Raw genomic sequence first — 13,154 nt, forward strand, 5'->3', positions numbered from 1 at the left:
GCCGCGGCCGCGCTCACCCACGGCATCATCCAGCTCGGCCAGGCGCTGCACCTGTCCACGATCGCCGAGGGCATCGAGGACGCGGAACAGCTGTCCGAGCTGGCCGGCGGCAACTGCGAGCTGGGCCAGGGCTACTTCTTCGCCGAGCCGCTGACCGAGCAGGCGATGGGTGACCTGCTCTTTCCTGCAACGTGAGAAACCTACATATCGCGAAGTGACGACTACTCTCGCATGCCCGTGCGTAACGATTCGCTGTGATGCATGAACGCGGGTCCCGCGACCGCAAGATCATCACCTACTGTGGACCACTCCGATGCCGCCCTGCCCCTGGGCGCGCATCGGTGCAACCTCGCACCAACTCCGGACCGGCCGGGGTGGACGCCGCCACGTCCGCCCCGGTCGCCGTGGTTTCGGGGCCGGTCGTTCCCCGCGGGCTAGGGTCGCTGTCGTGGATCTCCCCGTGCTGGCGGCCGTCTCGGCGGGCGGTGTGCTCGGCGCGCTGGCCCGATACGGCCTCACCGCCGTCGCGCCGGGTGGCATCTGGGTCACCTGGTTCATCAACGTCTCCGGCTGCCTCCTGATCGGCGCGCTCTACGAGCGCACCCAGGGCCAGAGATGGGTACGCCCGCTGCTCGGCACCGGAGTGCTCGGCGGCTACACCACGTTCAGCGCGGCGATGGTCGACACCATCCGTGCGGAGCCCGTCGTGGCCGTCGCCTACTGCGTCGCCACGCTGGCGGGCGCGCTGCTGGCGGTGTGGGCGGGTTCGGCGCTGGCGCGTACCCGATGACGGTCCTGCTCGTCGCGCTCGGCGCGGCCATCGGCGCGCCGCTGCGCCACCTCGCCGGCCGAGCCTTCGCCTCGCGCTTTCCCTGGGGCACCCTCGTGGTCAACCTGGCCGGATCGCTGCTGCTGGGCTTCCTCATCGGGCTGCCGGCCGGGCCGCGCTGGGGTGCGCTGCTCGGCACCGGTTTCTGCGGGGCGTTGACGACGTATTCGACGTTCGGCTGGGAGACCATGGTGCTGGCCCGCGAGGGCGATCGCCGCCGGGCCGTGCTCAACGTGGCGGTGAGCATCGTCGCGGGCCTGGTCGCGGCCGGTCTGGGCTACCTGACGGCACGGTCCATGACCGGATAGGCGGCCGATCATGCCGAGGCGGCGGTCGTGCCGCGGATGATCAGCTCGGTCGGGAGAACCGGGTGCCGATCGGCCGGCGCCGAGCCGCCGAGCAGCGCCAACGCCATCCGCGCAGCGCGCACGCCCTGTTCCTCGACCGGCTGGCGCACGGTGGTCAGATCCCACAGATCGGCCATCGGATGGTCGTCGATCCCGATCACCGACATGTCCTCGGGGACCACGATCCCGGCCCGCCGCAGGCTGCGCAGCGCCCCCATCGCCACCTCGTCGCAGAACGCGAAGACCGCCGTCGGCCGGCGCGGCACGCGAAGCAGCCGGTCCATCCCCTCGGCACCCATCGCGGTGCTCCACGGCACGTCCACCACCAGCCGCGGGTCGAACCCCGGCCCGGCCTCCTCGAGCGCGGTCCGGTAGCCGCGCAGCCGGTCCACCGGCGGCGCGTACGGCCACTCGGCGGGAACCGCGGCGTTGATCATCGCGATCCGCGAATGCCCCAACTCCAGGAGGTGGGTCACCGCCTGCCGCGCCGCGGCCGCATCGTCGATCCGCACATGGGCCTGGCCGGGCAGCGCCCCGCCGGCAACCACCACCGGAACGCCCAGCAGGTCCAGCTGCCGTCGCTCGAAGTCGCTGACCGGAAAGGCCACCACGATGACCGCGTCGACCTGGCGCTGCACCGGCAGGTCCGCGAAGAAGCCGCGGCTCTCCGCGTCGTCGGCGACCTGGTAGACGAGCGCGTCCAGCCCGGCGGGCCGCAACACCGACAACGCTCCGGAAAGCACGGCGCCGTAGAACCACGTGGTGGTCCTCGGCATGACGACGGCCACCCGGCCGGTCGACCCCCGGCTGAGCCGGGCCGCGTCCGGAGACACCACGTAGGACAGGTCCTTGACCAGCGCCTTGATCCGCGCGCGGGTCGCATCCGATACGCCGGGAGCGCCGCTGAGCACCCGGGACACGGTCGCCTTGGAAACGCCGGCCAGTGCGGCGACGTCCGCCATGTTCAGCCGGTCGGTGCTGCTGCCCATGGCGAGCAGTCTAGGAAATCGATGTTGCTCGTTGTCTTGATTCGATCTTTCCGCGAGCGAAGACTTCCCTCCAACGTAACCGGTTGCGTTGAAGGGACTCCCATGCGACGCGTTGCCGTGGCGGCCGGCCTGGCCCTGGTGATGAGCATCGGCACTGCCGGTGTGACGACGACGACCGCAGCGGCGGGACCCGCGGACGTGGTCGCGGTGTCTTCGCCCGATCGCCGCCTGACGGTCGGCGTCACCGCCCGCGGTGGCCAGTTGCGGTATTCGGTCAAGCGCGGCGACCGCACCCTCGTGCTGCCGTCCGCGCTCGGGCTGCGGCTGACCGACGGCTCGACGCTCGGCACCGGCGTCACGATCACCGGTGACCGGACGAGAAGCCGGGACACCACCTGGCGCCCGGTCTGGGGCGCGGACACGGTGGTCCGCGACCACCACCGCGAGCTCACGGTCGGCCTGCGGCAGGCCGACGGGCGCCGGTTCGACCTGATCGTCCGCGCCTACGACGACGGGGTCGCGTTCCGCTACTCGGTGCCCCGCCAGGCCGGCCTGCCCGACCTGCGGATCGTCGACGAGGCGAGCGAGTTCGCGCTGGCCGGCGACCCGGACGCGTGGTGGCAACCGCGCAACCTGGCCTTCGACGGCGACGAGCAGCTGTGGCAGCAGACGTCGTACCGCTCCATGGGCGACACGATGACGCCGGCCACGTTCCGCTGGCGCGACGGCACGCACCTGGCCATCCACGAGGCCGACCTGGTCGACTACGCGGCGATGACGCTGGTCCGTGAGTCCGGCCGCCTGCGCGCCGCGCTGACCCCGACGCCGGGCCGGGACGCGGCGGTCGTCACCACGACCGGCCGGGCGACGCCGTGGCGGGCCCTGACCATCACCGCGGACGCGGGCGATCTGATCGACTCGCATCTGCTGGAGAACCTCAATCCGCCGTGCGCGATCTGCGACCGGGACACCTCCTGGATCGAGCCGACCAAGTACGTCGGCATCTGGTGGGCGTTGCAACATCAGCAGTACACCTGGGAGGAGGGACCCCGGCACGGCGCGACCACCGAGCGGACCAAGCAGTACATCGACTTCGCGGCCGCGCACAACATCGGCGGGGTGCTCGCCGAGGGCTGGAACAAGGGCTGGGAGGGCTCCTGGGCGGACCAGGACTTCACCACCCCGGCGGACGACTTCGACCTGGCGGGCGTCGTCGCCTACGGCAAGAGCAAGGGCGTCGAGTTCATCGCGCACAACGAGACCGGCGCGAGCATCGAGAACTACGAGGCGCAGATCGACGAGGCGTTCGCGCTCTACGAGCGGCTGGGCATCCACTACCTGAAGACCGGCTACGTCGGCCAGATCCCGGGCCAGTACGCGTACTCGCAGCGCTCGGTCAACCACTTCCGCCTGGTGCTCGAGAAGGCCGCACAACACAAGATCAACGTGTTGTGCCACGAGTGCGTGCATGCGACCGGTGAGATGCGCACCTACCCGAACGCGATCTCCCGGGAAGCGGTGCGGGGACAGGAGTACGACGCCTTCTCGGCCGGCAACCCGCCCACGCACACGGTGACGATCCCGTTCACCCGCATGCTGTCCGGCCCGATGGACTACACGCCGGGCATCATGGACATCCTCTGGGATCCGCAGGACCAGGACCGGCGCGTGCACACCACGGTCGGCAAGCAGCTGTCGTACTACGTGAACTATTTCTCCGGCGTGCAGATGGCCGCGGACCTCCCCGAGCACTACGAGGGCGCGCCGGGGCTGGAGTTCATCGAGGACGTGCCGGCGCGGTGGGACGAGAGCCGGGTGCTGTCCGCCCGGGTCGCCGACCATCTGGTCACCGCCCGCCGGGCCGGCTCCGAGTGGTACGTCGGCGCGATGACCGGCGAGCGCGCGCAGACGCTCCGGTACCGGCTCGACTTCCTCGGCCGCGGCCTGTGGGTGGCCGAGTCGTACACCGACGCCGCGGCAACCGACTACGAGACGAACCCGACCCCGCTGGCGGTGAACCGGTCGTTGGTGTCCCGGGACGACACGTTCGTCGCGGCCCTGGAAACCAGCGGTGGTCAGGCGGTGCGGTTCCGGAGGGCCACGGCGGCCGATCGTGCTTCGCTGCCACGCTACGTGCAGCCGCGGCCGCGGGTCACCGAGCTCGATGCGCCGGCCACCGCCGAGCCCGGTGACCTCGTGACGATCCGGGCCACGGTCACCAACCGCGGGTCGGTTCCGGGTGGGACCGACGTGGTGATGACCGTACGCGGGACGGACATCCGGCAGACCCGCTACGTCCGCGTCGATCCCGGGTCGTCGGCGACCGTGCTGTTCCAGGCGCGTCTGACCGGTGACCGCGCGGTGATCGTCGTCGACGGCCGGCGCATCGTGGTCCGCCTCGTCCGGCCCGCCGATCCGGTGCCGCCGCCGGCGAACCTGACCGTCACCCGCTTCGCCGGCTCCGTTGTCGCGCTGGCGTGGGATCCCGTGCCCGGCGCGTCCTACCAGGTGTTCCGGCGGACGGCGGAGGGCGTCTACGACGAGCCGCTGGCGACCGTCCCGGCCGGCACGACGAGCTACGTGGACGACACCGTGGCCGTCGACACCACCTATGCGTACGTCGTCCGGGCAGTCGTCGACGGCCGGGTGTCGATCCCGTCCAACGAGGTCGTCCAGCGCACGACACCGCAGATGGTGCAGGTCACCTGGCGGGTGCGGGTGCCTCCCGAGACGCCGGAGGGCGACACCGTCCACCTGCCCGGTTCCCTGCCCGAGCTCGGCCCGTGGGATCCCGGCAAGGTCGCCATGACCGAGGTCGAGCCGGACATCTGGGAGGTCACGCTGCCGGTGCTGGAGGCACCACCGTGCAGTACAAGTACACCCGCGGGTCCTGGGAGACCGTCGAGAGCTGGGGCGAGATCACCGGGTCCACGAACCGCTCGGTGCGGATCGCCTACGGCACCACCGGCACCCAGCTCGTCGACGACACCTCCCTCGACCCGAGCACCCCCGACATCCACGAGGCGGTCCGAGCCTGGATCGACATCACGCCCGGGTGAGCTCGCGCTCTTCCCGAAGCGGCTCGGCCGGCGCGACCGTCACGTCGTGACTGACCTCGGGCAGCCACCGCAGCCAGCGCGGCAGCCACCAGTTACGCCGGCCGAGCAGGGCCATCACCGCGGGCAGCAGCACCGCGCGCACGATGGTCGCATCCAGCAGCACGGCCGCGGCCAGCCCGACGCCGACCTGCTTCATCGAGACGATCGGCAGCGTGGCGAAGAGCCCGAAGACCACCACCATGACGACCGCCGCGCTGGTGATCACCCCGGCCGTGCCGCCGATGCCCTCGGCCACCGCACGCCGGGTGTCCAGCCCGCGGTCGTGGCCCTCGCGGATCCGGCTGAGCACGAACACGTGATAGTCCATGGACAGGCCGAAGAGCGTGATGAAGAGGAAGAGCGGCAGCCAGTTGGTGATGCCGCCGGCCGGCGTGAAGTCGAGCAGCGACGTGAAGTGGCCGTACTGGAAGACGTAGACCAGCATCCCGTACGCGGCCGCGACCGACAGCAGGTTGAGCACCAGCCCGGTCAGCGCCACGGCGACCGAGCGGAACGTGACCAGCAGGAGCAGGAAGGCGAGCCCGAGCACGAAGCCGAACACGTACGGGACGCTGTCCTCCAGGCGCTGGTTGAAGTCCGCGTCCTCGGCGGCGTCGCCGGTGACCAGCGCCCCGGGGAGCACCCGCGGCAGCACATCGGTCCGCAGGTCCTCGACCGACAGGCCGGACGGGATGACCGTGACGGTTCCGGCCGGGTTGACCCGCACGTCGCCGGCCGGCTTCAGCTGGGCCACCACCGCGTCGCTCACCCGGCCACGCACGACCACCTCGGCCGGGGCGAGCTGGGCCGGGAACGCGTCCCGCACGGCCAGCCCGGCGGCCACCACCGGCTCGCTCGGCGACAGGTCCTCGATGCCCTCGCTCTTGAGCCTCAGGTCGAGGATCGGTGTGGCGAGCACGAGCAGCACCGCCGCCGCGGCGAGCGCGGACACCAGCGGGCGCGCGAGCGCGACCCGGACGATCGCGCGCCACACCCGGCCACCCGACCGGCGGCGGTAGAGGCCCGGAATCTTCACCGCGTCGACTCGATCGCCGAGCAGGGACAGCACCGCGGGCAGCACGGTCAGCGAGCCGAGCACCGCGGTCGTCACCACGAGGATCGTGGCGGCGCCGAAGCTGGAGAACGTCGCGTCCCGGGTGAAGAACATGCCGGCCATCGCCACGATCACGGTCAGCCCGGAGATCCACACCGAGCGGCCGGAAGTCTGCGCGGCGATCACCAGGGCCTGCTCGGGATCGGCGCCGGCGCGCCGCTCGTCGCGTTCCCGCCGGATGTAGAAGAGGCAGTAGTCGACGCCGACCGCGAGGCCCAGCACCAGCATCACGTGCATAGTGGCGTCCACAGTGGGCACCAGGCGGCTCGCGAAGGCGAGCAGTCCGCCGGCCGCGATGATCGCGGTCACCGCCAGCGCCACCGGCAGCAGCGCCGCCACCACCGCGCCGAACGCGATCAGCAGAATGCCCAGGGTGAGCGGGATACTGAGCAGGCCCAGCGTGGTCAGCCCTTCCACCAGCTTGTCGTCCACGGTCAGGTCGCCGCTGGCCGGACCGGTCTCGGCGACGTAGAGGTCCGGGTGCCGGGCCTGCACGGCGGCGACGGCGTCGAGGGCCGGTTGCACCTCACCGGACAGCTCGAAGGTGACCAGCGTGGACCCTCCGTCCGGCGAGTCCAGCGGCTCTGCGGCGGTGCCGATGCCGGTCAGTGCCCGGGAGACCTCGCCGGCCGCCGCCGACCGCTGGGCGGGCGTGCCGCGCTGGATGATGACCATCTCGACGTCCGGCTCCTCCGGGAAGCCGGCCTCGGCGATGATCCGCTCGGCTCGGCCGGAGTCGCCGTGTCCCTGATCGATCTCTTGCGCCTGCGTCGTGCCGATCTGTCCACCCAGGACAGATGCGGCGACGACGAAGGCCAGCCATCCGAGGATGGCGAGCATACGGTGACGAGCACTCCAGATCGCTATACGCGCAGACATGACACAGACGCTAGGAAGCCGGGCCTCCGGCTTCGATCCGGCGAGCAGGCCGGTCGGTGGTAGGGCTAGCCCTACTGCAGGTACGTGAGCACGGCCAGCACGCGCCGGTGCTGCTCGTCGTCCGGCGGCAGGTCGAGCTTGGTGAAGATGTTGCGTACGTGCTTCTCCACCGCGCCGTCGGTGACCACCAGGCGGCGGGCGATCGCCGTGTTGGACCGCCCCTCGGCCATCAGCGACAGGACCTCGCGTTCACGCGGCGTCAGCGATCGCAGCGGGTCGTCGCGCCGTCGCCGGACCAGCAGCTGCGAGACCACCTCCGGGTCCAGCACCGTGCCGCCACCGGCCACCCGGTCCAGGGCGTCGAGGAAGTCGGCGACCTCGGAGACGCGGTCCTTGAGCAGGTAGCCGACGGCGCCGGCCCGGTCGGCGAGCAGATCCTCGGCGTAGGAGACCTCGACATACTGCGAGAGCACCAGCACCGGGGTGCCCGGCACGAGGGAGCGGGCCTCGACCGCGGCGCGCAGGCCCTCGTCGGTGTGCGAGGGCGGCATCCGGACATCCACGATGGACACGTCGGGCCGGTGCTCGGTGACCGCGCCGACGAGGGCCGGGCCGTCACCGACCGCGGCCACCACCGTGTGTCCGTTCTCCTCGACGAGCCGGATCAGGCCCTCGCGGAGCAGCACCGCGTCGTCGGCGATCACTACACGCATCGGGCCAGTCTGTCAGACCGGCAGGGCGACCCTCAGCAGCGTGCCCAGGCCCTCGGCGCTTCGCACGGTCAGCTCGCCGCCGACCGCGCGTACCCGGTCGTCCAGGCCCGAGAGGCCGTGCCCCTTCGCCAGGCTGGCACCGCCGATGCCGTCGTCGATCACCTCGACCCGCAGCTGGCCGCCGTCCTGCTCGATCGCGACCCGCGCCTCGGTGGCCTGGCTGTGCTTCGCGACGTTGGTCAGCGCCTCGGCCACCACGAAGTACGCGGCGGTCTCGGTGGCCGGGTCCAGCCGGCCGATCGGCGGCACATCCAGGTCGACCGGCACGGTGCAGCGACCGGCCAGCGCGGTCAGCGCCGCGGGCAGACCCCGGTCCACCAGGATCGGCGGCGCGATCCCGCGGGAGAGCGCGCGCAGCTCGTCCAGCGTCTCGCGGGTCTGGGCGAGCGCCTCGGCAACCGTCGCGCGCGCCCTCTCCGGATCGGAGTCGAACTGCTGCTCGGCCCGGCCCAGGTCCATGGCCAGCCGGATCAGCCGCTGCTGCGGGCCGTCGTGGATGTCGCGCTCGAGCCGGCGCAGCGCGATCGCCTCGGCGGACACCGCCGCGTCCTTCTGCGCCTGCGCGGTGTCCCGGGCCGCTTCCGCCTCGGCCACCTGCTCGCGCAGCTCGGCGACCCCGCTGAGCAGCACGCGGGCGAACTTCGCCTCCAGCAGGGCGCTGCCACGCACCACCGGGAACAGCGTCAGCGCGAAGAACGCGCCGACGGCGACGTAGAAGGAGAGCCGCAACGCGGTGCCGTCGCCCAGGCCGAGCAGTTCCGGCAGGTCGGTGTTGTCGGGCCCGCGCGGGATCGCCCAGTCCCACAGCGGCATGGTCAGGCCGCCGATCGCGCCGGACCACCAGGTCACCACGAAGGCGAACGCGATCGTGCTCGGGATGAAGCGGAACATAGCGTGCAGCAGATCCAGCCACGACTGCCCGTCGGACAGTGGCGTGGTCACCCGCCGCCAGAAGCTGGGGCCGGCCACCCGCTTGTACGCCGGATGTGGCAGCTGCCGCCCGAGCACCGCGCCGACCCGCGCCCGCTCGAGGGTCGCGAAGCCGCGCATCAGCAGCATCATCCCCAGCAGCAACGGCAGGCCGATCCACACCACGGTCAGGCCGACGCCGAGACCGAACAACGTGAAGGCGAGCACACAGGCGATCAGACCGAGCGGGAAGCCGAACAGAACGTACTGCGTGTCTTGGCCGAGGCGGCGAAGGATGCTCATGCCCTAGAACCTAGGCTCGCGTGCGGTCGGGGCCGATCCCGCAGACCTGCCGATTCTGGGTAGGGATAACCCCACCGTGGAAGGCTTGTGCCCATGGTCGGGGCGCATCGCCGAGCTCATCCGCTCGACCGCGGCGACCGCCCCGGTGACGGCTTCCTGGGCCGCTGCGATCTCGGCGGCGCGGTGCGCATTTGGTCACGCAGCCGCGGCATCAGATCGGCCAGGCCCAGCACCTCGTCGCGGGTCAGCCACTGGAAGAACAGCCGCCGCACCACCTCGAGGTGGCCGGGCATGACCCGGTCGAGCACCTCCCGGCCGGCGGGAGTGAGCTCGACGATGATGCTGCGCTCGTCGTCCTCGGCCGGGGCCCGGGTGATCAGGCCGGCCTTCTCCATCTGCCCGGCCTGGTAGGTCAGACCGCTGCGGCTGTACACCAGCGAGTCGGCGAGGTCGGTCATCCGCGCCTGACCGTTGGGCGAGTTGGCCAGCTGAGCCAGGATCCCGAACTGAGCGCCGCCGATCCCGCCGTCCTCGCGGAACTGCTGCTCGACGCCGTGCTCGAGAAGGCTGGCCACCTCCCTGAGCGCCAGGTAGGCGGCGAACTCCTCGGCATCCAGGGGCGTGTCGTTCGTCACCCGTCCATTCTATTGCTTCGAATTCGAAGCGAGCTATGGTCGTCTGAGTGCTTCGAATCCGAAGCAACTCTTGATGGAGGGTTCCGATGAAGGCAGTTCGATTCCACGAGTACGGCGGACCGTTGACCGTCGACGAGGTCCCCACTCCCACACCGGGCCCGGGTCAGGTGCTGGTCGAGGTCGCCGGCTCCGCGTTCAACCCGGTCGACGTCGGCATCCGGCAGGGCCTGTTCTCGGTGGCACTGCCGCACATCCCCGGCGCCGACGTGTCCGGCCTGCGCGACGGCGAGCCGGTGTTCGGCTTCCTGCCGTTCACCCAGGACGGCAGCGCGGCGGAGTACGTTCTCGCGCCGGCCGAGCTCCTCGCGCCCGCACCGACCAGCATCCCGCTGGCCGACGCGGCCGCCGTGCCGGCCGCCGCACTGACCGCGTGGCAGGGCGTCAACGAGCACGCCGGCGTGACGGCGGGTCAGCGCGTGCTGATCAACGGTGCCGGCGGCGGGGTCGGCGGGTTCGCGATCCAATTCGCCAAGCGCCTCGGCGCGTTCGTGATCGCCACCGCGAGCCCGCGCAGCACGTCGGCCGTGCGGGCCCTGGGCGCCGACCAGATCGTCGACTACACCGCCGCCGATGTCGCCTCCGCCGTCGAGCCGGTGGACGTGGTGTTCAACCTGGTCCGCACCGACGAGGCGGCGACGGCCGCGTTGGTCGGCCTGGTGCGGCCGGGCGGCGTCATCGTCAGCGCGACCTCACCGTCCCCCGCGCGCGAGGGTGTGCGCACCGTGCAGATGGGTGTGGAGAGCCGGGCGGACGAGCTCGCGGAGATCTCCCGGCTGATCGACGCCGGCGAGATCAAGGTCGACGTGTACGAGCGGCACCCGCTCGCCGACCTGGAAAAGGTCTACGAGCGCGGCGCGGCGGGCGATCTGCGCGGCAGGGTCGTCATCACGCCCCGCTGATGCGAGGGGATTCCCGGCGAGGGCCTGTCCGGCCGATCAAGCGAATGCGAGGCGCGCTCTGGGCCACGCCGCAGCCCCGCTTGATCGGCCGGACAGGCCCCAGGCCGACGTAGGCTCTGGCGCCATGGACCTGCGCCGGCTCGCCGAGGACGTGGAGACCATCTCCCGCCGCATGGCCAACCACCACGGCGTCGACATCGAGGCCGAGGTGGATCGCAAATGGCTCTACCGCTTAAGCCGGTGAAGGCCCGGCGGCCTCCCGGCGCATCGCGATGCGCGGCCGGATGTCCAGGCCCCGCTCGGTCTCGACCCGGCGGATCTCCTTCAGCCCGCCGGTGAGCTCCTCGTCGAGCAGCGGCCGGAAGCCGAGCCGTTCGTAGTACGGCCCGTTCCAGGGCACGTCGGCGAAGGTGGTCAGCGTGACGGCGGTGCCGGCCAGCCGCGCGACGTGCTCGATCAGCGCCCGGCCGATGCCCTGGCGGGCGTGGTCGGGATGCACGGAGACCTGCTCGATGTGCAGGCAGCCGTCGACGGGCTCGGTGAAGATGTAGGCGATCGGCGGATCGCCCCAGGTCCAGATTCCGTCGAGATGCCTGCGCAGCACCTCCTCGGAGGGCGGCTCGTGCGCGGCGATCTCCGCGAGCCCGACGTCGGCGAAGACCTGCCCGGCCGCCCGCTCGATCTCCCGAAGTCGCGCGAGGTCACCCTCCCGAGCCCGCCGGATCTCACTCTCCACCCGGCCAGCAAACAGCCCCTCGACCGCCGAGGCAACGCAATTCCGATTCCCGCAACAGATCAAGACGCACGACATCGCCCGACAGGACCCGGATGCGAAAGGAGCGACCGGGCCTCCACGGGACCAATCACGACGGCGAACTACTCTCTTCAACCACCAACGTGAAGTTCGGAACGACTTCGGTGCCGCGCAGGATCCGCTCGCCGTCATGTGCGACAGGCGCCCGCAGAGGCGCCAAGCCGTGCATACAAGACTCGCACCAGAAGACCGCCGTTCCACTTTCGGCATCCGGCTCATCGACCACGAAGATGAGGCGAAGCGCTCTCGACCCGCAGTTACGACATTCCTTGGCGTTCATAGACGCGGCATGAGCGTTCGCCCACTGGTATCCGGCGGCGAACTGACTCTGACGCCGCCCCCGACGCACTACGGCACCACTGAAAGACCGTCGGAGATGTCGAGCCACTCCTCGATCGTCCGCCGCAGACTCGCGTCGCCGATGTGCGCTCTCAGCATCTCCAGGTCCGGGAGTGACCACGCGATGTCGCGCAGCGCGTCCGACTCGGCGTCCCCTGGCTCGTCGCCGTCTGCCGTTTCCCGGAGGCGCGCAGCGGCCGCCAGGGCGTCGGCCTTGCTTAACCGGAAGGACGCGAGAATGCGTCGGGCGAGATCGCCGGGCACCAGGGTGCCCGGCAATCCGTCGAATCCCGCGCCCGACTTCAAGATCGCCGAGGTCAGCAGCGCCAAACGGCTTGCCGCATAGTACGGCGGCATTCCGTCCTCCCCCGCCGCCTCGATCAGATCAACCGCGAAAGCGACATTGGCCTTCCATTGCGCGGGCGGCAGACCTCGATCCGGGCCGGCATCAAATTGCGCGCGCTCGATGAGCGCAAGCCACCAGTGCCCCCGCAGGTCGGTGGGCGCACGCCCGCGCAGCCAATCTCGCCGCCGCGCGGGCGCGACCGCCCTGAGCTCTCGATAGTCGTCGTCCTGAGTGGACATCATTACCAGCCGAATGGAGTGATGCCGCGTCTGGACACCGGCACTCCGGCATTCATGAACGCATCCACGCCGGACTGCAGGTCCGCGCCGCAGCGACAGCTTGGTGTGTAGTGTCCGGTGGCATTGTTGATGTTCGTCACCATTCCTCTGTCGAAGACCACTTCGCCGGCACCTCGAACAGGTCCTCCACCGTTGAGAATGGGATGCTTGATGCTCTCCCCCCACGGCGCGATGTTGAGGCTACCATTTTCGGACACCGACCAAATATGCCGACCGCCACCGTTGACAGCACTCTGGAACTCCGGACTGCCCGCCCCGGCCGGACGCACGCCCGCTCGGTCCGCCGCAGCCAGCTCGTCCCCGAGGGTGCCCGGTGAATTGTTCGGAGTTACTCCGCAATTGTGTACCAGCACCGGTGTGGTGCCGGCGAACACGTAGTAGGTGTGAATGTCGTCGACGGTGAGGTTGTAGACCCGCTGCCGTTGGGAGTAGGGCTTCACCGCCGCGACCGCGAGGGTGCTGCCGTCCGTGGTGACGACCGTGTCGCCCGGCTCCAGCTCACCGGCGGGCACGAACTCGTC

At 70.8% G+C, this 13,154-nt stretch carries 12 protein-coding genes and 1 pseudogene; 5 read left to right on the forward strand and 8 right to left on the reverse strand.

Features of this window, described 5'->3' with window-relative positions; genetic code table 11:
* From AB0M20_RS07375 to crcB, 3 genes are all read left to right on the forward strand, one after another.
* On the forward strand, nt 1–195 hold a 195-nt coding region (locus AB0M20_RS07375), incomplete at its 5' end, for an EAL domain-containing protein (protein ID WP_364295237.1).
* A gap of 253 nt (nt 196–448) precedes the next feature.
* The gene (locus AB0M20_RS07380; protein ID WP_364295240.1) at nt 449–790 is read left to right on the forward strand and encodes a CrcB family protein; all 342 of its coding nucleotides are present in this window, start codon (nt 449–451) and stop codon (nt 788–790) included.
* Nucleotides 787–1,137 (forward strand): fluoride efflux transporter CrcB, encoded by a 351-nt coding sequence (gene crcB, locus AB0M20_RS07385; RefSeq protein WP_364295243.1) that lies wholly within the window; start codon nt 787–789, stop codon nt 1,135–1,137. The genes AB0M20_RS07380 and crcB overlap by 4 nt, the downstream gene beginning before the upstream one ends.
* A gap of 8 nt (nt 1,138–1,145) precedes the next feature.
* On the opposite strand, the gene AB0M20_RS07390 is transcribed toward crcB, so the two are convergent.
* Nucleotides 1,146–2,165 (reverse strand): LacI family DNA-binding transcriptional regulator, encoded by a 1,020-nt coding sequence (locus AB0M20_RS07390; RefSeq protein ID WP_364295246.1) that lies wholly within the window; start codon nt 2,163–2,165, stop codon nt 1,146–1,148.
* A gap of 141 nt (nt 2,166–2,306) precedes the next feature.
* Between AB0M20_RS07390 and AB0M20_RS07395 the strand changes: the two are divergent.
* A pseudogene (locus AB0M20_RS07395) lies at nt 2,307–4,244 on the forward strand (glycoside hydrolase family 97 protein); the annotation flags it as partial.
* A 966-nt stretch (nt 4,245–5,210) separates the two neighbouring features.
* Here the strand turns inward: AB0M20_RS07395 and AB0M20_RS07400 are convergent.
* The 4 genes from AB0M20_RS07400 to AB0M20_RS07415 form a co-directional block, all read right to left on the reverse strand.
* Nucleotides 5,211–7,256, reverse strand: coding sequence for an MMPL family transporter (locus AB0M20_RS07400; RefSeq protein WP_364295269.1), 2,046 nt, complete (start codon nt 7,254–7,256; stop codon nt 5,211–5,213).
* Between the two features lie 71 nt (nt 7,257–7,327).
* Nucleotides 7,328–7,969: a response regulator transcription factor gene (locus tag AB0M20_RS07405; protein WP_364295249.1), complete on the reverse strand. Its 642-nt coding sequence runs from the start codon at nt 7,967–7,969 to the stop codon at nt 7,328–7,330.
* 12 nt (nt 7,970–7,981) lie between these two features.
* Entirely contained in the window at nt 7,982–9,241 is a 1,260-nt protein-coding gene (locus AB0M20_RS07410) for a sensor histidine kinase (RefSeq protein ID WP_364295252.1), read from the reverse strand.
* A 116-nt stretch (nt 9,242–9,357) separates the two neighbouring features.
* Nucleotides 9,358–9,876 carry a MarR family transcriptional regulator gene (locus AB0M20_RS07415; protein ID WP_364295254.1) on the reverse strand — a complete coding sequence of 173 codons (519 nt, stop codon included), beginning with the start codon at nt 9,874–9,876 and terminating at the stop codon, nt 9,358–9,360.
* A gap of 86 nt (nt 9,877–9,962) precedes the next feature.
* Here AB0M20_RS07415 and AB0M20_RS07420 point away from each other — a divergent pair, with 86 nt between their 5' ends.
* Complete coding sequence (locus AB0M20_RS07420) at nt 9,963–10,835, forward strand: NADP-dependent oxidoreductase (protein ID WP_364295257.1); 873 nt, start codon at nt 9,963–9,965, stop codon at nt 10,833–10,835.
* A 232-nt stretch (nt 10,836–11,067) separates the two neighbouring features.
* Here AB0M20_RS07420 and AB0M20_RS07425 read toward each other — a convergent pair whose 3' ends face one another.
* From AB0M20_RS07425 to AB0M20_RS07435, 3 genes are all read right to left on the reverse strand, one after another.
* The gene (locus tag AB0M20_RS07425) at nt 11,068–11,571 is read right to left on the reverse strand and encodes a GNAT family N-acetyltransferase (protein WP_364295260.1); all 504 of its coding nucleotides are present in this window, start codon (nt 11,569–11,571) and stop codon (nt 11,068–11,070) included.
* 426 nt (nt 11,572–11,997) lie between these two features.
* A complete protein-coding gene (locus AB0M20_RS07430) occupies nt 11,998–12,573 on the reverse strand; it encodes a hypothetical protein (protein ID WP_364295263.1) in 576 nt (191 codons plus the stop codon).
* A gap of 2 nt (nt 12,574–12,575) precedes the next feature.
* The coding region (locus tag AB0M20_RS07435; protein ID WP_364295266.1) for a polymorphic toxin-type HINT domain-containing protein at nt 12,576–13,154 on the reverse strand (579 nt) is incomplete at its 5' end.

Source organism: Actinoplanes sp. NPDC051633, from assembly GCF_040681735.1.
Taxonomy (GTDB): Bacteria; Actinomycetota; Actinomycetes; order Mycobacteriales; family Micromonosporaceae; genus Actinoplanes.